Annotated in this window: 22 protein-coding genes; 6 read left to right on the top strand and 16 right to left on the bottom strand. The window is 69.8% G+C overall.

The genetic code is table 11. From position 1 onward, the window contains the following. Positions 1–406 precede the first annotated feature (406 nt). The 4 genes from OG766_RS24560 to OG766_RS24545 form a co-directional block, all read right to left on the bottom strand. The gene (locus OG766_RS24560; RefSeq protein WP_328726218.1) at positions 407–2887 is read right to left on the bottom strand and encodes an ATP-binding protein; all 2481 of its coding nucleotides are present in this window, start codon (positions 2885–2887) and stop codon (positions 407–409) included. Between the two features lie 219 nt (positions 2888–3106). After that, on the bottom strand, positions 3107–3430 hold the full coding sequence (locus OG766_RS24555) for an STAS domain-containing protein (RefSeq protein WP_041984301.1): 324 nt from the start codon (positions 3428–3430) through the stop codon (positions 3107–3109). A gap of 190 nt (positions 3431–3620) precedes the next feature. Further along, on the bottom strand, positions 3621–4469 hold the full coding sequence (locus OG766_RS24550; protein ID WP_266383295.1) for a 3-hydroxyacyl-CoA dehydrogenase family protein: 849 nt from the start codon (positions 4467–4469) through the stop codon (positions 3621–3623). A gap of 242 nt (positions 4470–4711) precedes the next feature. Further along, complete coding sequence (locus OG766_RS24545) at positions 4712–5350, bottom strand: TetR/AcrR family transcriptional regulator (protein WP_266383292.1); 639 nt, start codon at positions 5348–5350, stop codon at positions 4712–4714. A gap of 80 nt (positions 5351–5430) precedes the next feature. Here OG766_RS24545 and OG766_RS24540 point away from each other — a divergent pair, with 80 nt between their 5' ends. From OG766_RS24540 to OG766_RS24530, 3 genes are read left to right on the top strand one after another with little or no spacing between them, the layout of a single operon-like run. Continuing rightward, a complete protein-coding gene (locus OG766_RS24540; protein ID WP_266383289.1) occupies positions 5431–6213 on the top strand; it encodes an ABC transporter ATP-binding protein in 783 nt (260 codons plus the stop codon). 25 nt (positions 6214–6238) lie between these two features. Continuing rightward, entirely contained in the window at positions 6239–6988 is a 750-nt protein-coding gene (locus OG766_RS24535) for an ABC transporter permease (RefSeq protein ID WP_328726217.1), read from the top strand. 29 nt (positions 6989–7017) lie between these two features. Next, the gene (locus tag OG766_RS24530; RefSeq protein WP_266383285.1) at positions 7018–7590 is read left to right on the top strand and encodes a cob(I)yrinic acid a,c-diamide adenosyltransferase; all 573 of its coding nucleotides are present in this window, start codon (positions 7018–7020) and stop codon (positions 7588–7590) included. Here the strand turns inward: OG766_RS24530 and OG766_RS24525 are convergent. After that, a complete protein-coding gene (locus tag OG766_RS24525) occupies positions 7507–8133 on the bottom strand; it encodes a hypothetical protein (protein WP_328726216.1) in 627 nt (208 codons plus the stop codon). The two genes, OG766_RS24530 and OG766_RS24525, sit on opposite strands and share 84 nt — an antisense overlap. Positions 8134–8285: 152 nt before the next feature. Here OG766_RS24525 and OG766_RS24520 point away from each other — a divergent pair, with 152 nt between their 5' ends. The 3 genes from OG766_RS24520 to OG766_RS24510 all read left to right on the top strand — a co-directional run bounded on the left by OG766_RS24520 (position 8286) and on the right by OG766_RS24510 (position 12149). After that, the gene (locus OG766_RS24520; protein ID WP_266383280.1) at positions 8286–9497 is read left to right on the top strand and encodes a sensor histidine kinase; all 1212 of its coding nucleotides are present in this window, start codon (positions 8286–8288) and stop codon (positions 9495–9497) included. After that, on the top strand, positions 9494–10141 hold the full coding sequence (locus OG766_RS24515) for a response regulator (RefSeq protein WP_266383278.1): 648 nt from the start codon (positions 9494–9496) through the stop codon (positions 10139–10141). The genes OG766_RS24520 and OG766_RS24515 overlap by 4 nt, the downstream gene beginning before the upstream one ends. A 157-nt stretch (positions 10142–10298) precedes the next feature. After that, positions 10299–12149 (top strand): glycoside hydrolase family 18 chitinase, encoded by a 1851-nt coding sequence (locus tag OG766_RS24510; protein ID WP_266383275.1) that lies wholly within the window; start codon positions 10299–10301, stop codon positions 12147–12149. A 106-nt stretch (positions 12150–12255) separates the two neighbouring features. On the opposite strand, the gene OG766_RS24505 is transcribed toward OG766_RS24510, so the two are convergent. The 11 genes from OG766_RS24505 to OG766_RS24455 form a co-directional block, all read right to left on the bottom strand. Beyond that, the gene (locus OG766_RS24505; protein ID WP_266383272.1) at positions 12256–12702 is read right to left on the bottom strand and encodes a DUF2550 domain-containing protein; all 447 of its coding nucleotides are present in this window, start codon (positions 12700–12702) and stop codon (positions 12256–12258) included. A 134-nt stretch (positions 12703–12836) separates the two neighbouring features. Then, positions 12837–13208 (bottom strand): F0F1 ATP synthase subunit epsilon, encoded by a 372-nt coding sequence (locus OG766_RS24500; RefSeq protein ID WP_266383270.1) that lies wholly within the window; start codon positions 13206–13208, stop codon positions 12837–12839. A 164-nt stretch (positions 13209–13372) separates the two neighbouring features. Next, positions 13373–14815, bottom strand: a complete 1443-nt coding sequence (gene atpD, locus OG766_RS24495) for a F0F1 ATP synthase subunit beta (RefSeq protein ID WP_266383267.1) — start codon at positions 14813–14815, stop codon at positions 13373–13375. Continuing rightward, positions 14815–15738 carry a F0F1 ATP synthase subunit gamma gene (locus OG766_RS24490; RefSeq protein ID WP_266383264.1) on the bottom strand — a complete coding sequence of 308 codons (924 nt, stop codon included), beginning with the start codon at positions 15736–15738 and terminating at the stop codon, positions 14815–14817. The genes atpD and OG766_RS24490 overlap by 1 nt, the downstream gene beginning before the upstream one ends. 20 nt (positions 15739–15758) lie before the next feature. Then, positions 15759–17357 carry a F0F1 ATP synthase subunit alpha gene (atpA, locus tag OG766_RS24485; RefSeq protein ID WP_266383261.1) on the bottom strand — a complete coding sequence of 533 codons (1599 nt, stop codon included), beginning with the start codon at positions 17355–17357 and terminating at the stop codon, positions 15759–15761. Between the two features lie 123 nt (positions 17358–17480). Further along, on the bottom strand, positions 17481–18296 hold the full coding sequence (locus OG766_RS24480) for a F0F1 ATP synthase subunit delta (protein ID WP_266383259.1): 816 nt from the start codon (positions 18294–18296) through the stop codon (positions 17481–17483). Beyond that, the gene (locus tag OG766_RS24475; protein ID WP_266383256.1) at positions 18293–18841 is read right to left on the bottom strand and encodes a F0F1 ATP synthase subunit B; all 549 of its coding nucleotides are present in this window, start codon (positions 18839–18841) and stop codon (positions 18293–18295) included. Before OG766_RS24475 ends, OG766_RS24480 begins: the two co-directional genes overlap by 4 nt. A gap of 39 nt (positions 18842–18880) precedes the next feature. Then, positions 18881–19117, bottom strand: a complete 237-nt coding sequence (gene atpE, locus OG766_RS24470; protein WP_017949948.1) for an ATP synthase F0 subunit C — start codon at positions 19115–19117, stop codon at positions 18881–18883. A gap of 78 nt (positions 19118–19195) precedes the next feature. Beyond that, positions 19196–19966 carry a F0F1 ATP synthase subunit A gene (gene atpB / locus OG766_RS24465; RefSeq protein WP_266384465.1) on the bottom strand — a complete coding sequence of 257 codons (771 nt, stop codon included), beginning with the start codon at positions 19964–19966 and terminating at the stop codon, positions 19196–19198. A gap of 274 nt (positions 19967–20240) precedes the next feature. Then, positions 20241–20678, bottom strand: a complete 438-nt coding sequence (locus OG766_RS24460) for a hypothetical protein (protein WP_266383254.1) — start codon at positions 20676–20678, stop codon at positions 20241–20243. 253 nt (positions 20679–20931) lie between these two features. Further along, complete coding sequence (locus OG766_RS24455) at positions 20932–22266, bottom strand: MraY family glycosyltransferase (RefSeq protein WP_266383251.1); 1335 nt, start codon at positions 22264–22266, stop codon at positions 20932–20934. Positions 22267–22351: the final 85 nt, after the last annotated feature.

The following is a 22351-nucleotide window of genomic DNA, read 5'->3' as shown; positions in this document are numbered from 1 at the left end:
CCGTGCCGGGCCCGTGTCACTGCCTGAGGCAGCGGCGGACGGCAGCCGTCGGCACCGGACCGCGCGGGCGACCCACCCCAGGGTGAACTGAGCCGGGCAGACACAGCCCGCCGCAGCGCTCAGCACGGACCTCACGGCGCCTGCGCCCCCGGCACGGCAGTCCGCGGCGCGGACTGGCGCGGGTTGTGGGGCAGGGGCAGCCGTCGGCTCCGGACCGTCCGGCACGCTCCCGGCCGGGCCGCCGGACCTGTCCGACGCACCGGCAGACCGCAGCCGTCAGCAGCCGAACAGTCGGACCGCACAGCCCGCAGCAGGGCAAGGCGCGGGGACGGCCGGGTGCCACCCCCGACGGGGCGGTGGACCCGGCGCCGATACGCCCGTACGTCGTCCCTCACGGGACGCTCCGTCAGGTCGAGGAGCTGCTCGACAGCGCCTGGCTGCTGCTGGGGCTGCCGGTGGTGGCTGTTGCCCCGTTGCTCATGCCGACGGCCGTGCCGGAGGGCGGCGTCTCACTCGGCGTGCCCGTCGGCTCCGTCGGCGTACTGGTGGGGCTCTCGCTCGGCGTACCGGTGGGGGTCTCGCTCGGCGTGCCCGTCGGGCCTGTCGACGTGCCCCCCGTCGTGGACGGTCCGCCCGAGGTCCCGCCCGTCGTGGAGGAACCCCCGGTCGTCGAACCGCTCGTGCCGGAGCCGCCGCCGCCCGTCGTCGACGACGAGCCGTCGCCCGGCGCCGACGGGTCGTCCGCCGAGCCGCTCTCGCCCGGCTGGGCGGTGGTGGGCTTCCCCGACTTGGTGGCGTCGGGTGTGGCGGCGGGGCTGCCGGTGGAGTCGTCGGCCGGTTCGTCCGCGTTGAGGCTGTCGCTGCCGTCGTCCTCGTTCGCCGACTGCTCGTTGGTCACCCGGTCCGCGGGGTCCTCGTTGCCGGACGTCGCTCCCAGGGTCACCACCGTGCCGAGGACGACGGCGAGCAGCGCGCCCGCACCGGCCGCGACCAGGTTGCGGCGGGTGCCGGACAGGACGGCGCGGCGGGCGCCGGCGAGCAGGGACGTCGGCGTCGGGGTGTCGCGACGGGTGACGAGGGTTTCCAGGGACGGAACAGCGGCCGGGACGCCGCCGGACGGGGACGCCGACTCCTCGTTGCCCGCGGCGGGGTTCTCCTCCCCCGCCGCTGAACGCCCGTCGGGCGGCAGGCTTCCCTCACGGTCGGCGACGAGGGCGAGCGCCCGTCGTCCCGCGACCGTGCCGCGCTTGTCGGCCAGCGCGCCGCGCAGGGCGATGGACGCCTCCAGCTCGGCGCGGGCCCGGTCCAGATTCCCCGTGCAGAGGGCGAGCACGCCCAGCTCGTGGTGGAAGTAGGCCTCTTCGGCGACCTCGCCGGCGATCCGGGCCGCCTCCTGCCCGTTCCGCAGGGTGCGCTCCCAGGCGCCCCAGTGCAGCCCGGCGGCGAACGCGGGCGCGGCGCTGCGGGCCAGCAGCACCGCGGCGCTGGCGTGCCCCGCCTCCTGGCCCGGCACCAGTACGCCCATCGCCGCGAGGATCGCGTCGGCCTCGGCGGCCGCGCGTGCCGGCGCCACCGAAGGGTGGCCGGCCCACCAGGCGTAGTGCTGGGCGGCGGTGTGGGCCCGGGCCACGGCGCCCTCGCCGTAGCCGACGGCCTCCAGCTGTGCGGCGACACCGGCGGCCAGCCGGTAGCGGGAGCCGACGGGGGTGAGCAGGGCGCAGCTGGTCAGTTCGCCGATGGCGGCGTCCGCGTGGGTGTCGCCGACGAGCGCCGGCAGATGCGCCTGATGCGGTACCTCGCCGCCGAGGGCGACGGCGAACCGCAGGGCGTCGCGCGCCGATTCGCTGAGCCGGGAGGCGAGGAGCGCGGCGGGGGCCGCGCCCTCACCGATCGTCGGAAGCGGTACGTCGTGCCCGTCGGCGAAGACGTCGTCCGCGTCGTCGTCATCGTCGTCGTGGCCCGGTCCCTCGGCCAGGGCGCGCAGGGCGTCGCGCTGCCGGAGCAGCGCGCCCGCCTGGACGAACCGCAGCGGCAGGCCCTCCGACTCGAACCAGAGGTCCCCCGCCCAGTTCGCCTCGTCGTCGGTGAGCGGCCGGTCCACGGCCCGCTCCAGCAGCTCCAGCGCCGCGCCGCGTTCGAGCCCGGAAAGGAACACCTCTTCGAGGTGGGAGTCTGCCGTCGGCGCCGCGACATCGGGGGTGGCGGCGAGCAGGAAGGCGCACTCCGGTGTGGCGTCGAGGAGCTCGTCCAGCGCGCTGCCGCCGAACTCCAGGTCGTCGAGGAGGACGACGGCGCCGATCCCACGGACGTGTTCGAGCAGCGTCGTCCGGTCGGGCCGGTGCAGCGTGGCGCTGTGGACGGCGGTGAAGAGCTCGTACAGCAGCTCGGTCGCCGTCCGGCGGTAGCCGGAGAGCCGGATCACTCCGTCGGGCGCGAGGCCCGCGCAGTCCGCGGCGACGGCGTCGAGCAGGGCGCTACGGCCCGATCCCGCGGGCCCGGTCAGCCGGACCGACCGGCCGCGTCCGAGGAGTCGTACGAGCCGCTCACGCTCCTCCTGGCGTTCCAGCAGGGGCAGCGGGGGCGCGGCGGGGCCCGCCGGCACCGGTGGCCGGCCGGCGCGCCGCAGTTCCTCGCGCTCCTCGGCGGTGTGGCGCGCGGGCGCGGCCGGCTGCTCGCCGGGGCGGCCGGGCTCTATCTCGCTTCCGTCGACGGGATTGACGGTGAGCGTGAAGTCGCCCGCGACCAGCCGGACGGTGCGGGCGGGCGTGGGTGTCTGCGCGAAGTCGGCCGGCACGGCGTCGCGCGGCGGGCGCTGCGCGCCTGCGCCGTCGTCGCCGCGTTCGTTGTCGTGGCCGTACTCTTCCGGTCCCCGGTTCATCGGGTCCATGGTCAAAGCCCCCCAGATGGCGTCTCGTGCGGAAGCCCCTCCCGGCCGGTCTGCACGCTCCGCTGCCGCTCCTGGTCCGGTGCCCGCCGTGTGGGTCTGTGAATCGGTGGGCGACCGAACCCTAGACCGTTGTCGAGTATCCGGGAACAGCCGGGGTCGCGGGCCGCCCAGGACGTCACGGTCTCGTGAGGATTGCGCACCCTGCCAGGTGTCGTCCGCTCAGACCCGAGGCAGGGACTCTGCGGCGATTCCGCCCTCGATGGCCAGGATTCGGTGCAGCCGGGTGGCCACCAGGAGGCGCTGCATCTGCGGCGGTACGCCGCGCAGGACGAGCCGTCGGCCGCAGCGGCCCGCCCGTCGGTGCGCCCCCATGATGACCCCGAGTCCGGTCGCGTCCCAGGAGTCCAGATCGGTCAGGTCGAGTACCAGGTCGCCGACTCCGTCGTCGACGGCCGAGTGCAGGACCGTTCGGGCGTCCGCCGCGCTACGGACGTCGAGGCGGCCCCCGACGACCAGCTCGGCGTGGTCGCCCCTGATGTGCATATGCGCTCCCCGAGAGTGCTCTGTCTGTCAGATCCGACTTCTCTGTCTGCTCTGCTCGCGTTCCGACTGCGTTGTTCTTTTGCAACAACTGACTGCCCTACGGGCATAGAAGTTGCCGCCTGTAAGCGAACCGATACCGAATTCACCCTGAGGGGTGACGATGCGCAGGGGCGTACGGCCCCCTGCGCACTCAGTGCTTGTAGAAGCCCTGCCCGCTCTTGCGCCCGATGTCACCGGCGTCCACCATCCGGCGCATCAGCTCCGGCGGCGCGAACTTCTCGTCCTGCGACTCGGTGTAGATGTTGCTGGTCGCGTGCAGCAGGATGTCGACGCCGGTCAGGTCGGCGGTGGCGAGCGGCCCCATGGCGTGGCCGAAGCCGAGCTTGCAGGCGATGTCGATGTCCTCGGCGGTCGCGACGCCCGACTCGTACAGCTTGGCGGCCTCGACGACGAGCGCCGAGATGAGGCGGGTGGTCACGAAGCCCGCGACGTCACGGTTGACGACGATGCAGGTCTTGCCGACGGACTCGGCGAACTCGCGAGCGGTGGCGAGGGTTTCGTCGCTGGTCTTGTAGCCGCGGACGAGCTCGCAGAGCTGCATCATCGGGACGGGCGAGAAGAAGTGCGCGCCCACGACGCGCTCCGGGCGCTCGGTCACGGCCGCGATCTTGGTGATCGGGATGGCCGAGGTGTTGGAGGCGAGGACCGTCTCGTCCCGTACGAGCTTGTCGAGGGTGCGGAAGATCTCGTGCTTGACCTCGAGCTTCTCGAAGACGGCCTCGACGACGATGTCCGCGTCGGCGACGGCGTCGAGGTCGGTGGTCGTGGTGATGCGCGCCAAGGCCGCCTCGGCGTCGGCCGCTTCGAGCTTGCCCTTGGAGACGAACTTGTCGTACGAGGCCTTGATGCCATCGGTGCCACGGGTCAGGGCCGCGTCGGTCACGTCACGCAGCACGACGTCCCAGCCCGCCTGGGCGGAGACCTGCGCGATTCCGGACCCCATGAGTCCGGCCCCGATGACGGCAAGCTTCCTGGCCACTGCTGCACCCCTTAACACACGTTTATTTATCCGATCTCTGCCGGAGATTAGCGGTCACGGGCGGCCCTGTGGCGGTGAAGAGATGCGCGTCACGCCCGCCCGTCGCCCGGCCGCAGGCCCTCAACGAGGACTTCCCGGCCGCAGTTCCTTCTCCCATGACGGACATCACACCGATATGGGCCGTCAGGTGAGGTGCACCGCGGTGGGGTGGGGCGCATCGCCGTCGGGTGAGCCGCGGGCCCTCAGCCGGACCGTACCGCGTAGCCGAGGACCCTCTCGCCGAGCAGCTCCTCCATCACGTCGAGGAGCACGAGGACCTCGCGGGAGACCTCGACGGGGCGGCGGCCGGCCATCATCTCCCGCCCGATGGTGCCCATCGCGGTCTCGTACAGCCAGTTGATCTGACCCGCCATCAGAGCCGGCATCGGGTCGTCGGGGGCGGCGCCGGTCTCCTCGCGCAGCGTCCGGGCCAGGCGGTCGACGATCTCCCGCTGGAAGGTCAGCACCCGCGACTGGAGGGTGGAGGCACCGTGGATGACACGAAGGAAGCGGTCATATCCCTCCATCAGTCCGACCTGTGGCGAGACGGCCTCGACCTCGGTGCGCAGTTCGCGCAGGACGGCCACGGCCGCCGACTCGCCCTCGTCCCGCCCGCGGACCCAGCGCGCGAGCCGGTCGACGAGTGCGGTCTCACGGTCGAAGAAGAGGTCCTCCTTGGCCGGGAAGTAGTTGTAGACGGTGTTGACGGAGACGTCCGCGGCCTGCGCGATCTCCGCGATGGTCACCGCGTCGAAGCCGCGCTCCATGAACAGGCCCGTGGCCACGTCCGAGATGTGCTGCCTGGTCTGGCGCTTCTTCCGCTCCCTGAGCCCCTCAGCCATGCGCCCATCGTAGCCGTCGCTGGGGACATTTGTTTTTTGGAGTCATTGCAAACTTTCACTGACTCTGTTTTTCTTGCCGTATGGCAGTCCTCATGACCTCCGGCCTCGCCCGGACGTTCACCACGAAGAGCGGCCCCGTCGACGCGGTCCGCGGCATCGACCTCACCGCCGAGCGCGGCGAGATCCTCGGATTCCTCGGCCCGAACGGCGCGGGCAAGACCACGACCCTGCGCATGCTCACGACGCTGCTGCCGCCCACCGGCGGCACCGCCACCGTCGCCGGCCGCGATCTCACGACCGACCCCGCGGGCGTACGCGAGAAGATCGGGTACGTCGCCCAGTCCGGCGGTGTCGACCCGACCGTCACCGTGCGCGAAGAGCTCGCGACCCAGGCGCGGTTCTACCGCTTCTCCCGGGCCGACGCGGCCGCCCGAGCCGAGGAACTGGCGCACGAACTCGACCTCACCGGGCTTCTCGACCGCCCCTGCGCCGCGCTCTCGGGCGGCCAGCGGCGCCGGCTCGACATCGCGATGGCGCTCACCCACCGGCCCGAGGTCCTCTTCCTCGACGAGCCGACCACCGGACTCGACCCGGGCAGCCGCGCGGACCTGTGGAAGCTCGTGCGGCGGCTGCGTGACGAGTACGGCACGACCGTCTTCCTCACCACGCACTACCTCGACGAGGCGGACGAGCTGTCCGACCGACTCGTCGTCATCGACAACGGCACCGTCGTCGCCGAGGGCACCCCGGCGGCGCTGAAGGAGCGCCACGCCGGATCGGCGGACGCCTCCCTCCAGGACGCCTTCCTCGCCATCACCGGACGCGGCCCCGCGCCGGTGGACACCACACCCGTCGCCGTCTGACCGGCCGTACGTCAAGGAGTTCCCCGTGCTCATGCACGACACCGCGCTGGTCTTCGGCCGGTACGCCCGCCAGACCCTGCGCTCCAGGCTCCAGATGCTCTTCGGGATGCTGATGCCGCTGCTCTACCTGGTGTTCTTCGGGCCACTGCTCACCGGACTGCCCCTCGGCACCCAGGGCGACTCCTGGCAGATGCTGGTGCCGGGACTGCTGCTCCAACTCGGTCTGTTCGGTGCCTCGTTCGCCGGGTTCGCCATCATCGCCGAGAAGCACACGGGCGTCGTCGAGCGGATGCGGGTGACCCCCGTCAGCCGGCTCGCGCTGCTGCTGGGCCGGGTGCTGCGCGATACCGCGGTCCTGCTGTTCCAGGCCCTTCTGCTGGTGCTGGCCGCGCTGGCGATGGGATTGCGGGCACCGCTCGGAGGCATCCTGATCGGCTTCGCCTTCCTCGCCGTACTGACGGTCGCGCTCGCCTCGCTGTCGTACGCGCTGGCGATGAAGGTCGCCGGGCCGCACGAGTTCGGGCCGGTCGTCAACGCGCTGACCATGCCGTCGATGCTGCTGTCCGGGCTGATGCTGCCGATGGCACTGGCACCGGGCTGGCTGGACGCCCTGTCGCACGTCATGCCGTTCCGCTACCTGGTGGACGCGGTCCGGGCCGGCTACGTCGGCGACTACGCGAGCACGACGATGCTGTACGGCGCGCTGGTCGCCCTCGCGTTCGCGGCGCTCGGGGTGACCGCGGGCACACGGGTCTTCCGCAGGGCGGGCGCGTGACCGGGCGGGGCCGAGCCTAGGCTGGTCACATGGTCAATCTGACGCGCATCTACACGCGCACCGGCGACAAGGGCACCACGGCGCTCGGCGACATGAGCCGCACCGCCAAGACGGACGTGCGGATCTCGGCGTACGCGGACGCCAACGAGGCCAACGCGGTGCTCGGCACGGCCATCGCGCTCGGCGGGCTCCCCGAAGAGGTCGTGAAGGTCCTCGTCCGGGTCCAGAACGACCTCTTCGACGTGGGCGCGGACCTCTCCACGCCGGTCGTGGAGAACCCGGAGTACCCGCCGCTGCGCGTGGAGCAGACGTACATCGACAAACTGGAGGCGGACTGCGACCGCTTCCTCGCGGAGCTGGACAAGCTCCGCTCCTTCATCCTCCCGGGCGGTACGCCCGGTGCGGCGCTGCTGCACCAGGCGTGCACGGTGGTCCGGCGTGCCGAGCGCTCCACCTGGGCGGCCCTGGAGGTGCACGGCGACACGATGAACGTGCTGACGGCGACGTACCTCAACCGGCTATCGGATCTGCTCTTCATCCTTGCCCGTACCGCCAACAAGGAGGTCGGGGACGTCCTCTGGGTGCCGGGCGGGGAGCGCTGACCCGGCAGGGGCCGGTGCCTTCTTCGGCCAGATCGCGTAGCTGAGCGCGATCAGGCCGTGGATGGCGGCCGCCCGCCAGGCGACCTGCATCCAATCCTGCAGCGAGCCGGTCCTGGACGGGTCGCCGACGTACCAGACGGCGATCTGGAGCAGCGCGGTGGTGACGGCGGCCGGGACGGCGGTGCCGAGCCACACCTTGCCCTCGTGCTTGGCGCGGCCCAGTCCGTGGCGCGGCGGCTTCACCGGCGGCGGTGCGCCGCCGAAGCGGTGCGCGGCGTGGCCGTCGAGCCACTTGATGGTGCGGTGGCCGTGACCGACGGTGTAGCCGATGTAGAGCGCGGCGAGCCCGTGCTTCCAGCTCGGCTCGGCTCCGTTCTTGAGGTCGATGGCCGTGACCACCAGCAGAACGATCTCCAGCAACGGCTCCATCAGCAGGACGGCCAGTCCCGTCCGCGGCATCCTCAGCAGATAGCGCACGGCCAGACCGGCGGCCAGCAGCACCCAGAAACCGATCTCACAGATCACGATGAGCGTGACGATCACGACGGCTCTCCCTTCGTACCGTTCCAGGCTCGCGGGCCCGCAGCGGGGATTCGTCGTCGTGAGTGAGGAACCGCGACTGCATCCTTCGATGTATCGCCGGCTCAGCCCGGACGGGGAGGCCAGGAGCCTCCCCTTCCGTGTTTCATGGGGTGGTGAGACTCCCCCGCCCCCACCGCGACGACGCGCTCATCGCGGCCGCCGGTCTCGTCGGCGGTCTGCTCCTGTGGTCGCTCGGCCTGAACCTCACCGAGGACCGCCGCCCGCTCTCCGGTGACTGGGCGACGCTCGGGCCGCTCGTCGTCATGTCCTGCATGGAACTGCTGCGGCGGACCATGCCGAGGACGGCGCTCGCCGTGGGCACGCTCGCGATCGTGGTGGACCAGTTCACTCCGGGCAACATCGCGACGGTCCTGATGTACACGGACATCGTGTACGCCGCCGTCGTGTACGGGACGCCCGCCTCGGCCCGTCGCATCCCTTACACCACGGGGCTGGTCACGGTCGCGGCGACGGTCGGCTTCCTGGCCTGGTTCCAGAAGCCCGCCGCGCTGCTGCTCGGGGTGGTCGTCGGGCTGGTGGCGTTCGGTCCCGCCGCCACCGGCGCGCTCGTACGCAACCACCGCGAGGCCGCGGACGCGGCGCGGCTGCGGGCCGAGCAGACCGCGCTGCTCGCCGAGATGGACCGCAGCCAGGCGGTCATCGCCGAGCGTGCCCGGATGGCCCGCGAACTGCACGACATGGTCGCCAACCATCTCTCGGCGATCGCCATCCACTCCACCGCCGCGCTCTCCCTCGACGAGCCGGCGACCACCCGGCAGGCGCTCACGGTCATCCGGCAGAACAGCGTGGAGGGTCTCGCGGAGATGCGCCGGCTGATCGGGCTGCTGCGCGACAGCGGGGACGACGCCGAGCCGGCCGTCGCTCCCACGCTGGCCGGCCTGGACGCACTGGTCGTCCAGGCCCGTACGAACGGCGAGGCGAGCGGGCTGAGCTTCACCCTGGACGACGCCGTCGAGGAGGACGCGGCGCCGCCCGCGCCGGTGGCGCTCGCCGCCTACCGGATCGTGCAGGAGTCGCTGACGAACGCGCTGAAGCACGCGCACGCGGGCGAGGTCGTCGTGCGGCTGACGGGCGGCGCGCCGGGCGACGCCCTGACCGTGACGGTGACCAGCCCCTACGGCAGGACGCGGGGGCCGCGCGTGCCGGGCTCCGGCTCCGGACTGGTGGGGATGCGGGAGCGGGTCGCGCTGCTGGGCGGCGTGTTCGAGGCGGGCCCCGAGCCCGGCCCGGCCGACGGCCCGGCGAAGATCTGGCGGGTGCGGGCGGTGCTGCCCATGGTGGACGACAAGGAGCCCTCGGCATGATCCGGGTCGTGGTCGCGGAGGACCAGAGCGCCGTCAGGGCCGGTCTGGTCCTCATCCTGGGCAGTGCCCCGGACATCGAGGTGGTCGGCGAGGCCGGGGACGGGGAGGAGGCGGTGCGCCTCGCCCGTGAACTGCGGCCGGACCTGGTGCTGATGGATGTGCAGATGCCACGGCTGGACGGGGTCTCGGCGACCCGGCAGGTCGTCGGGGAAGGGCTCGCGGACGTTCTCGTGCTGACGACCTTCGATCTCGACGAGTACGTGTTCGGGGCGCTGCGCGCGGGCGCCGCCGGCTTCCTGCTGAAGAACGCCGAGGCGAAGGATCTGGTCGAGGGGGTACGGACGGTGGGGCGCGGCGAGGGGCTGATCGCGCCGGCCGTGACCCGACGGCTGCTCGCCGAGTTCGCCTCACCCTCCCCGGTACGTTCGCCGGACGCCCCGGACCCCGCCGTACTCGACGTCCTGACGAGGCGTGAGCGCGAAGTGCTCTCGTGTCTGGGCGAGGGCATGTCGAACGCCGAGATCGCGGTGCGGCTGCAGATGGCGGAGGCGACCGTGAAGACTCATGTGAGCAGACTGCTGGGGAAACTGGAGTTGCGCAGCAGGGTTCAAGCGGCCGTTCTGGCGCAGGAGTTGGGGATCTGAGGGACCTGGGGCGCACCGGCCTTCGACTTTGGTCTGGACCTCTTGACGATTGGTCCAGACCTTCCTAATCTCACCGCACGCACACCGTGGTGAGCCCCGCGGAGTGCTGCACGGACCGGCCCCCCTTTTGTCCGTCCGCGAACTCGAGGAGCATCCCTTGAGCACGAGCACCCCCCGTACCAGAAGCAGATTCAGATCCAGAGCGACGGCGGGACTCACCGCCCTGCTGCTCCCCCTCGCCGCCATGGTCGGCCTCGCCACGCCCGCCGCGGCGGCCACCTCCGCGACCGCCACGTACGCCAAGGTCCAGGACTGGGGCAGCGGCTTCGAGGGCAAGTGGACGGTGAAGAACACCGGCACCACCTCGATCGCGTCCTGGACCGTCGAGTGGGACTTCCCCTCCGGTACGTCCGTCACCTCCGCCTGGGACGCCGACGTCACCAGCTCCGGCACCCGCTGGACCGCCAAGAACAAGAGCTGGAACGGCACCCTCGCCCCCGGCGCCTCCGTGTCCTTCGGGTTCAACGGCGCCGGCCCCGGCTCGCCCTCCAACTGCCGCCTCAACGGCGGCTCCTGCGACGGCGGCACCGTCCCCGGCGACAACCCGCCGTCCGCCCCCGGCACCCCGTCCGCGAGCGGCATCACCAACACCGCCGTGACGCTGAGCTGGACCGCCGCCACCGACGACAAGGGCATCAAGAACTACGACGTCCTGCGCGACGGCACGAGGGTCGCCACGGTCACCGGGCTGACGTACACCAACACCGGGCTGACCGCGGGCACGGACTACTCGTACACGATCCAGGCCCGCGACACCGCCGACCAGACCGGCCCGGTCAGCGGCGCCCGCGCGGTGCGCACCACCGGTGGCGGTGACCCGGACCCCGGCCCCGGCGGCAAGGTCAAGCTGGGCTACTTCACCAACTGGGGCGTCTACCAGCGCAACTACCACGTGAAGAACCTGGTGACCTCCGGTTCCGCGTCGAAGATCACGCACATCAACTACGCCTTCGGCAATGTCTCCGGCGGCCGCTGCACCATCGGTGACTCCTACGCCGACTACGACAAGGCCTACACCGCGGACCAGTCGGTCGACGGTGTCGCCGACACCTGGGACCAGCCGCTGCGCGGCAACTTCAACCAGCTGCGCAAGCTCAAGGCCCGCTACCCGCACATCAAGGTGCTCTGGTCCTTCGGCGGCTGGACCTGGTCCGGCGGCTTCCCGCAGGCCGTCCAGAACCCGACCGCCTTCGCCGAGTCCTGCTACCAGCTGGTCGAGGACCCGCGCTGGGCGGACGTCTTCGACGGGATCGACCTGGACTGGGAGTACCCGAACGCGTGCGGACTGTCCTGTGACACCAGCGGCCCGGCCGCGTTCAAGAACATGATGCAGGCCATGCGCGCCAGGTTCGGCCCGAACAACCTGGTCACCGCGGCGATCACGGCCGACGCGAGCAGCGGCGGCAAGATCGAGAAGACCGACTACGCGGGCGCCTCGCAGCACTCCGACTGGTTCAACGTCATGACGTACGACTTCTTCGGCGCCTTCGACGCGGACGGTCCGACCGCCCCGCACTCGCCGCTGACCTCGTACACCGGCATCCCGCAGCAGGGCTTCACCTCCGCTGACGCCATCGCCAAGCTCAAGGCCCAGGGCGTGCCGGCGGCGAAACTGCTGCTCGGCATCGGCTTCTACGGCCGCGGCTGGACGGGCGTGACCCAGGCGGCACCGGGCGGATCGGCCACCGGTCCCGCCCCGGGCACGTACGAGCAGGGCATCGAGGACTACAAGGTCCTCAAGACGTCCTGCCCGTCCACCGGCACCATCGCCGGCACCGCCTACGCCAAGTGCGGCAGCAACTGGTGGAGCTACGACACGCCGGCGACGATCGGCGGAAAGATGAGCTGGGCCAAGAACCAGAGCCTGGGAGGCGCCTTCTTCTGGGAGTTCAGCGGTGACACCACGAACGGTGAACTGGTGAGCGCGATCAACAGCGGCCTGGGATAACACCCTTCGGCCGGGTACGGCAGCGGGGGCGGTGCATCACGCACCGCCCCCGCTTCATGCTCTGCGGCCAGTTCGTACTCCGCGCCCGCTTCATGCTCTGCGCCGGCTAGGCCACATTCACTCTCTGGCCGGGAGGCGCCGCCTCCAGCCAGGCGAGGAAGCCGGTCAGCGCGTCCTCGCTCATCGCCAGCTCGAGGCGCGTCTCCCGGTGGAGACAGCCCAGCACGATCGCGTCCGACAGCAGCGCGAGCTCCTCCTCGCCCTCCGGCGTACGACGGGAGAGGACCTCGATCGACGAGCGCTCCAGGGCGCGGCGCGGTCGGGGCGCGTAGGAGAAGACGCGAAACCACTCGACCCGGTCGCCGTTGTAGCGGGCCACCCCGTACACCCAGCCCTTGCCGGAGTGATCGCTCTCCTCCGGCACGTTCCAGCGCAGGCTGCAGTCGAAGGTGCCGCCCGAGCGCTGGATCAGCCTGCGGCGCAGGCCGAAGACGAAGAGCCCGATCACCACCAGTGCGACGACCAGTCCGCTCACAAGCAGAGCGAGGAACATCTCCACCGACCTCCTCGCTTCGTCCCGTAGCGGAATACAACCTGCATCTGCACCTGCATCGCCTCAGCCGCGACCCGGTCTGGAGAAGTCCAGCCCGGGCCGCGGCTGAGTGTGGTTCATCGGCGGGGGTGCGATCAGTGCACCGCCACCGCGCGCAGCCGGACGTCGGCGCGCCGCGCGGCGACGGCGTCGTCGTCGGCCTTGGCGCGCTCCAGCGCACGCTCGGCGCGCTGGGCGTCGATCTCGTCCGCCAGCTCGGCGATCTCCGCCAGCAGCGACAGCTTGTCGTCGGCGAACGAGATGAAGCCGCCGTGCACAGCGGCGACGACCGTTCCCTCGCTCGTACGAATGGTCACCGGGCCCGACTCCAGCACACCGAGCAGCGGCTGGTGACCGGGCATGACGCCGATGTCGCCGGACGTGGTGCGCGCCACGACCAGGGTGGCCTCGCCGGACCAGACCTGGCGGTCGGCGGCGACCAGCTCGACGTGCAGCTCAGCAGCCAAGGGTGGCTCCTCGGGTCACCACCCGGCGGTCATGCCGGGTGTTGGGTCATAAGTCTAGTAGTGCTCCGGACGCACAAGCGCCGGGGCTCACCCCCGGGGGGTCCCGGGGAGGGCGTGAAGAGGGGGACGGGAGGGACCCCGCCCCCCTCTACGAGTCCCGGGACTCAGGAGACGCCGAGCTCCTTGGCGTTGGCCTTGAGGTCCTCGAGGCCACCGCACATGAAGAACGCCTGCTCCGGGAAGTGGTCGTACTCACCGTCGCAGATCGCGTTGAACGCGGAGATCGACTCGTCCAGCGGCACGTCCGAACCGTCCACACCGGTGAACTGCTTCGCCGCGTGGGTGTTCTGGGACAGGAAGCGCTCGACACGACGGGCACGGTGGACAACGAGCTTGTCCTCCTCGCCCAGCTCGTCGATACCGAGGATCGCGATGATGTCCTGGAGGTCCTTGTACTTCTGCAGGATTCCCTTGACGCGCATGGCCGCGCTGTAGTGGTCCTGCGAGATGTAGCGCGGGTCCAGGATGCGGGACGTGGAGTCCAGCGGGTCCACCGCGGGGTAGATGCCCTTCTCGGAGATCGGACGGGACAGAACCGTCGTCGCGTCGAGGTGGGCGAAGGTGGTGGCCGGCGCCGGGTCGGTCAGGTCGTCCGCGGGGACGTAGATCGCCTGCATCGAGGTGATCGAGTGACCACGGGTCGAGGTGATGCGCTCCTGCAGGAGGCCCATCTCGTCCGCCAGGTTCGGCTGGTAACCCACCGCGGACGGCATACGGCCGAGCAGGGTGGACACCTCGGAACCGGCCTGGGTGAAGCGGAAGATGTTGTCGATGAAGAACAGCACGTCCTGCTTCTGCACATCGCGGAAGTACTCCGCCATGGTCAGACCGGCCAGGGCCACGCGCAGACGGGTGCCCGGGGGCTCGTCCATCTGGCCGAAGACCAGCGCGGTCTTGTCCAGAACGCCGGACTCTTCCATCTCCGCGATGAGGTCGTTGCCCTCACGGGTGCGCTCACCGACACCGGCGAACACGGAAACACCCTCGTGCAGCTTGGCCACACGCATGATCATTTCCTGGATGAGGACGGTCTTGCCCACACCCGCGCCACCGAACAGACCGATCTTTCCACCCTTGACGTACGGGGTGAGAAGGTCGACGACCTTCAGGCCGGTCTCGAACATCTCGGTCTTCGACTCGAGGTCCTCGAACTTCGGGGCCTTGCGGTGGATCGCCCAGCGCTCGGTCTCCTGGCCGTTGGCCTCCGGCTCGTTCAGCACCTCACCGAGGGTGTTGAACACCTTGCCCTTGGTGAAGTCGCCGACGGGGACGGTGATGCCCTTGCCGGTGTTGGTCACCGGGGCCTGGCGGACCAGACCGTCGGTGGGCTGCATCGAGATCGTACGCACCACGCCCTCGCCGAGGTGCTGGGCGACCTCGAGGGTCAGGGTCTTCGTGGTGCCCGGGTCGGCCGGGTCCGGCACGTCGACCTTCAGCGCGTTGTAGATCTCCGGCATCGCGTCGACGGGGAACTCCACGTCGACGACCGGGCCGATGACCCGCGCGACGCGGCCCGTCGCCGTGGCCGTCTCAACAGTGGTGGTCATTAGTAGTCACTCCCCGCGGTCGCGTCGGCCAGGGCGCTCGCGCCTCCGACGATCTCGCTGATTTCCTGGGTGATTTCGGCCTGGCGGGCCGCGTTGGCAAGTCGGGTGTACGTGTTGATCAGGTCACCCGCGTTGTCGGTCGCCGACTTCATCGCCTTGCGCCGGGCCGCGTGCTCGGAAGCGGCGGCCTGAAGCAGGGCGTTGTAGATGCGGCTCTCGACGTACCGCGGAAGCAGTGCGTCGAGGACGTCCTCGGCCGACGGCTCGAAGTCGAACAGCGGAAGCAGTTCGTCCTTCGTGCCGCTCTCGGCCGCGGCCTTGGTCTCGGCGAGGCTGAGCGGCAGCAGCCGGTTGTCCACCGGCGACTGCGTCAGCATCGAGACGAACTCGGTGAAGACGATGTGGAGCTCGTCCACGCCGCCCTCTGCCGTCTCCTTCTCGATCGCCTCGATCAGCGGTTCCGCGACCGTCTTGGCGTTGGCGTACGACGGATTGTCGGTGAAGCCCGTCCACGAGTCCGCGATCTTCAGCTCACGGAAGCCGTAGTAGGCCACACCCTTGCGGCCGACGATGTAGGTGTCGACCTCCTTGCCCTCGCCACGGAGCCGCTCGGTGAGCCGGGCGGCCGACTTGATGGCGTTGGAGGAGTAGCCGCCGGCCAGACCGCGGTCGCTCGTGAGGAGCAGTACCGCGGCGCGGCTCGGAGCGTCCGCCTCCGTGGTCAGCGGGTGCTTGGTGTTCGATCCGGTCGCCACCGCCGTGACCGCGCGGGTCAGCTCGGTCGCGTACGGCGTGGAGGCGGCCACCTTGCGCTGTGCCTTGACGATGCGCGAGGCGGAGATCATCTCCATCGCCTTGGTGATCTTCTTCGTCGCGGTGACCGACTTGATACGACGCTTGTAGACCCGGAGCTGGGCTCCCATGAGTCAGGTCCCTTCCGTCGTCACTTCGAGGCGTTGACGGTCGCCGGAGCGTCCTCGCCGAGCAGCTTGCCGTCGGAGGTCTCGAACTGCTTCTTGAAGGCCGCGATCTGCTCCGCGAGCTTCTCGAGCAGGTCGTCCGACATCTTGCCGCCCTCGGCGATGGAGGTCATCAGCCCCTTGTGCTCACGGTGCAGGAACTCCAGGAGCTCTGCCTCGAAGCGGCGGATGTCCTCGACCGGGACGTCGTCCATCTTGCCGGTGGTGCCGGCCCAGATGGAGACGACCTGGTTCTCGGTCGAGTACGGCGCGTACTGGGCCTGCTTCAGCAGCTCGACCATGCGCTTGCCGCGCTCCAGGGCGGACTTCGAAGCGGCGTCCAGGTCGGAACCGAAGGCGGCGAAGGCCTCCAGCTCACGGAACTGGGCCAGGTCGACACGGAGTCGGCCGGACACCTGCTTCATCGCCTTGTGCTGGGCGGAGCCACCGACTCGGGAGACCGAGATACCGACGTTCAGGGCCGGACGCTGACCGGCGTTGAACAGGTCGGACTCCAGGAAGCACTGGCCGTCGGTGATGGAGATGACGTTGGTCGGGATGAACGCCGAGACGTCGTTCGCCTTGGTCTCGACGATCGGCAGACCGGTCATCGAGCCGGCACCCATGTCGTCGGAGAGCTTGGCGCAGCGCTCCAGCAGACGGGAGTGCAGGTAGAAGACGTCACCCGGGTAGGCCTCACGGCCCGGCGGGCGGCGCAGGAGCAGCGACACGGCGCGGTAGGCGTCGGCCTGCTTCGACAGGTCGTCGAAGATGATGAGGACGTGCTTGCCCTCGTACATCCACTGCTGACCGATGGCCGAACCGGTGTACGGCGCGAGGTACTTGAAGCCGGCCGGGTCGGACGCCGGGGCGGCGACGATCGTCGTGTACTCGAGGGCGCCGGCCTCCTCCAGCGCGCCGCGCACGGACGCGATGGTGGAGCCCTTCTGGCCGATGGCGACGTAGATGCAGCGGACCTGCTTGTTCACGTCGCCCGAGCGCCAGTTCTCGCGCTGGTTGATGATCGTGTCGATGCACAGCGCGGTCTTGCCGGTCTGACGGTCACCGATGATCAGCTGACGCTGGCCACGGCCGACCGGGGTCATCGCGTCGACGGCCTTGTAGCCCGTCTCCATCGGCTCGTGCACCGACTTGCGCTGCATGACCGTGGGGGCCTGCAGCTCAAGGGCGCGGCGGCCCGAGGTCTCGATCTCGCCAAGGCCGTCGATCGGGTTGCCGAGCGGGTCGACAACGCGACCGAGGTAGCCCTCGCCGACGGCGACGGACAGGACCTCGCCCGTGCGCTGGACCGGCTGGCCCTCCTCGATGCCGCTGAACTCACCGAGGACGATGGCACCGATCTCGCGCTCCTCGAGGTTGAGGGCGAGGCCGAGGGTGCCGTCCTCGAACTTCAGCAGCTCGTTGGCCATGGTCGAGGGAAGACCCTCCACCTTCGCGATGCCGTCGCCGGCAAGGCTGACCGTGCCGACCTCCTCGCGCGAGGCCGCGTCCGGCTTGTACGACTGGACGAAGGTCTCCAGCGCGTCCCGGATCTCCTCCGGCCGGATCGTGAGCTCCGCCATCTGGGTTCCCTGCTCTCCTTGTTGGGCCCGAAGTTTCACTTTGGGGGTCTGGGGGCGACCCCCAGGAATCCTCTGCGGCCCAACCGGGCCGCTCTAGCACATGCTTGTTGAGTTGGTGGCCTGTCAGCCGGCGATGCGGCGGTTCGCCTCGGCGATCCGGTCCGCGATCGTCCCGTCGATCTGCTCGTCGCCGACCAGCACCGAGATCCCGCCGAGGACCTCGGGGTCCACGTCCAGGTTCAGGTGCATCTCACGGCCGTACAGCTTCGCCAGTACGGCTCCGAGACGCTGCTTCTGCTGGTCGCTCAGCGGCACCGCCGTGGTGACCACGGCGACCGTCCGGTTCCGGCGCGCCGCGGCGAGCTTGGAAAGGGACTCGAGGCCCGCTTCCAGGCTACGTCCCCGGGGCGCGGTCACAAGACGGACCACAAGACGCTCGGTGACCGGGTTGGCCTTGCCTCCGAGCAGGCTGCGGAGCAGCTCGCCCTTGGCGGAGACCTTCGCGGTCCGGTCGGTCAGCGCGGCACGCAGCTCGGTGCTGGAGGCGACGATCCGGCCGAACCGGAACAGCTCGTCCTCCACGTTGTCCAGTGCACCGGCCCGCTGGGCGGCGGTGAGGTCGGCGGTGGCCGCCAGCTCCTCGACCGAGTCCACCAGGTCACGCGACTGCGACCAGCGGGAACGCACCATGCCGGAGACCAGGTCGACGGTCTCGCCGCCCACCTGACCGCTCAGCAGTCGCGCGGCGAGCTCGGCCTTGGCCTCACCGGCCTGCGCCGGGTCGGTCAGGACCCGACGCAGCGACACCTCGCGGTCGAGCAGCGCGGTAACGGCGGCCAGCTCCTCGGCGAGCTTCGCCGCGTCGACCGACGTGTTGTCGGTCAGCGCGTCGAGACGCTCACGTGCGGAAGCCAGTGCCTCGCGGCTCGCTCCGTTCATCGGGCAGCCTCGGCCTTCTCCTCGAGCTCGTCGAGGAACCGGTCGATGGTGCGGCTCTGGCGGGCGTGGTCGTCGAGCGACTCACCGACCAGCTTGCCGGCCAGGTCGGTGGCGAGCTTGCCCACGTCCTGGCGCAGCGCGGACGCCGCGGCCTTGCGGTCGGCCTCGATCTGGGCGTGACCGGCGGCGACGATCTCCTCGCGCTGCCGCTGACCCTCCGCGCGCATCTCAGCGATGATCGCGGCGCCCTGCTCCGTGGCCTCCTGGCGCAGCCGTGCGGCCTCGTGGCGGGCCTCGGCGAGCTGAGCGCGGTACTGCTCCAGCACGCTCTGGGCCTCGACCTTGGCCGCCTCGGCCTTCTCCATCCCACCTTCGATGGCCTCGCGGCGCTCTTCCAGAACCTTGTTGATGTTCGGGAGGAGCTTCTTGGCCAGGAAGAAGAAGACGATGGCGAAGGCGATGGCGCCGATGAGCAGCTCGGGACCCGGAGGAACGAGCGGGCTCTGCTCCTCCCCGGCCGCCAGCTGAACGAAGTTGGCGATCACATCAATGCCTTTCGTCGAAAAGTGTCAGGTAGCTGAGAATTAGCGACCGAACACGAACGGCATAACGATGCCGATGAGGGCGAGCGCCTCACAGAACGCGAAGCCGAGGATCTGGTTGGCACGGATCAGGCCGGCAGCCTCGGGCTGACGGGCCAGAGCCTGGGTGCCGTTACCGAAGACGATGCCGACGCCGATGCCGGGGCCGATGGCGGCGAGGCCGTAGCCGATGGAGCCGAGCGAACCGGTGACGGCGGCGAGGGTCTCAGTGGCAGCCATGCTGATTCTTCCTTTTCTTTACGGACCGGTGGGGGTTGGCCACCGGACGTTTCCGGGGTGGTGCGGGCGGGAGTTGACTCAGTGGTGCTCGGCGAGAGCGCCCTGAATGTAGGAGCAGGCCAGCAGGACGAAGACGTACGCCTGGACGGCCTGGACGAAGAGCTCGAAGACGATCATGGCCATCGTCATCACGAACGAGACGCCGGCGGCCGGGATCATGTAGCTGTTCAGCAGGTACCAGGAGGCGACGGTGAACATCACCAGCATCAGGTGACCGGCGAACATGTTGGCGAAGAGTCGCACCGCGTGCGTGAACGGGCGGACCAGCAGGTTCGAGAAGAGCTCGATGAACGAGACGAGCCACTTGATCGGGCCCAGCGACGGGTCGTAGCCCGTGATGTTCTTCCAGCCGCCCACGAAACCGTGGCGCTTGAAGGTCAGCGACACCCAGATCACGTAGACCATGACCGCGAGAACGATCGGGTACGCGATGATCGACGACACCGGGAACTGGGCCAGCGGGATCACGGACCAGATGTTCATGATCCAGACGAAGAAGAAGATCGAGACCATCAGCGGGACGTACTTCTCGCCCTCCCGCTTCCCGAGGGTCTCGTAGACGATGCCGCGGCGCACGAAGTCGTAGCCGGCCTCGCCGATCATCTGCACCTTGCCCGGGACGACCTTCGCCTTGCCGAAGGCCACCCAGAAGAAGGTGACGACCACCAGCGTGGTGAGCAGCGCGAGCAGCATCACCTTGTTGAACTCGAAGCCGCCGACGTGGAAAAGCGGCTGGAAGAGGAAGGAGTGCAGGCCCGGTGCCGGAAAGCCACAGCCGTTGTCGGCCAGGATGCGGCAGCTCCAGTCAAAGGCGAGCGTGGTCTGTTCAGCACTCACCGCGGGCTCCTTCGGCGTGACGCATGGGTTCGGCAACCTCGTTGTGTCGGCGCGGCGCGCAGCCGCGAGTCGGCACCGGACTGGTGTTTCGGATGTGGGGGCGGCGGTCAGGCATCGAGGCCTCGCGTTCGAGCAGGCGTCAGCTCAGATGCCCGCGCCCGCAGTGCCGCAGTTGGCACCGGACGATAGCAGGATCTCGAACGCCTACTTATCCCGGCCCTACCCGTCACGACGACGGCCCCGTCTTTTCGCCCTTGCGGGGATCGGACGGCTCCGGCTCGACGTAAAGGATCTTGGCCTTCATGTGGGCACGGGCCTGTGCGGCCACCCAGACCAGCGTCGCCGCGACGAGCGAGGCGGCGAAGGCCTTGGGGTTGAACAGGGTGGTGTCCTTGAAGGCGGCGACGAAGATGAACAGCACGAGCAACTGCGTCGTGTAGAGCATCAGGCCCATCGCCTGGAACAGCTGCGGGAACTGCTTGGCGGTCCGCTGCAGGATGACGATCCCGATGCCCATGAAGAGGATGACCACCAGGGTGCCGACGACCGCGCCGAGCGCTCCCTTGCCGCCGGCGAGCACACCGCTGATCACGGCGGCGATCACGCCGACGGCAGCAGTGGGCACGGCGGTCTGGAGGAGAGTCCGGACGTCGTTGGACGGCATGGCGGCAGCTCCGCGGGGTGGTGGGGGCAGTGGTGTCGTCATGGACGAGCGTAGATCCGGTCCGAGGCAGGTCCCGGGGCCGAGGAAACCGCGCACTACGGTCCTTCGGCTCTGTCTCCGGCTCTCGTGAACCGTATCACAAACTATTTGAATAGGTCTTTACCCATAGGGTGTGCCAACTGTCACACATGAGAGTGACCCTGCGCGTGTGTGCACGATCCCATAGCGGTTTGTCTGGTATTGCACGGAAACGTCAACTCGGCGTCCCGGCCTTACGCCGGTCGGTGAAGCGTGAACGTGACCCGATCGCGGTCGCTCCGTTGATGCCCGCAGGCACCGGAACGTGCTCTTCCGGGTGTCCCTCCGGCCGTTCGCCGACCGTCTCGCCGAACGCCGACGGGCGCACGTGCTCGGGCTGCGGGCGGCGCCGGTAGCGGGGCGGAACGAAGGACTCCGCCCAGCGCGGGGCCCTCGGGGTGAAGCGCGGCAGCAGCAGGAGTCCCAGGCCGAGGGCGCTGAGCACCACGATCGCGAAGACGATCCACATCGACGCGCTGTGCACCGAGTACAGAACGACGCCGAAGGCGATCAGCGCCGACCAGAAGTACATGATCAGCACGGCGCGGCTGTGCGAGTGCCCGATCTCCAGCAGCCGGTGGTGGAGGTGGCCGCGGTCGGCGGCGAACGGCGACTTGCCCTTCCAGGTACGGCGGACGATCGCCAGCACCAGGTCCGCGAACGGGATCGCGATGATCGTCAGCGGCAGCAGCAGCGGGATGAAGACCGGCAGCGCCGCGTGCGTGGCCTCGCGGGTGCCGCCCTCGAACAGCTTCAGCGCGTCGGGGTCGACCTGCCCGGTCACCGAGATCGCGGACGCGGCCAGCACCAGGCCGATCAGCATCGATCCGGAGTCGCCCATGAAGATCCGCGCCGGGTGCATGTTGTGCGGGAGGAAGCCCAGGCACATGCCCATGAGGATGGCGGTGAACAGCGTCGCGGGCGCGGCGGCCTCGATCGTGTAGCCGAACCACATCCGGTACGCGTAGAGGAAGAAGGCCGCCGAGGCGATGCAGACCATGCCGGCGGCGAGCCCGTCCAGGCCGTCCACGAAGTTCACGGCGTTGATGGTGATGACCACCAGCGCCACCGTCAGCAGCGTGCCCTGCCACTGGGTGAGCGAGACCGTGCCGACGCCGGGGATCGGCAGCCACAGGATCGTCAGCCCCTGCATCACCATCACACCGGCGGCGATCATCTGGCCGCCCAGCTTGATCAGCGCGTCGATCTCGAACTTGTCGTCCAGCACACCGATCAGCCAGATCAGCGCGGCGCCGGAGAGCAGGGCGCGCGGCTCGTTGGAGAGCTCGAAGACGCTGTTGAGATTGCGCAGATGGTCCGCGACCAGCAGTCCCGCGCACAGGCCGAAGAACATCGCGATACCGCCGAGTCGCGGCGTCGGTTCACGGTGCACGTCGCGGGCGCGGATCTCCGGCATCGCTCCGGTCGCGATGGCGAACTTCCGCACCGGACCGGTCAGCAGATAGGTCACCGCGGCCGTGACACAGAGCGTCAGCAGGTAATCACGCACGGGCTGCCCCACAGGAATCGCTGGCCATCTCAGCCCCACACCCTAGCTTTGTTGGCCACATGCTTGAGGACATACGAGCGGCCCG

This window comes from Streptomyces sp. NBC_00259, from assembly GCF_036181745.1.
GTDB lineage: Bacteria > Actinomycetota > Actinomycetes > Streptomycetales > Streptomycetaceae > Streptomyces > Streptomyces pratisoli.
This window is presented reverse-complemented; position numbering and strand designations above follow the sequence as displayed.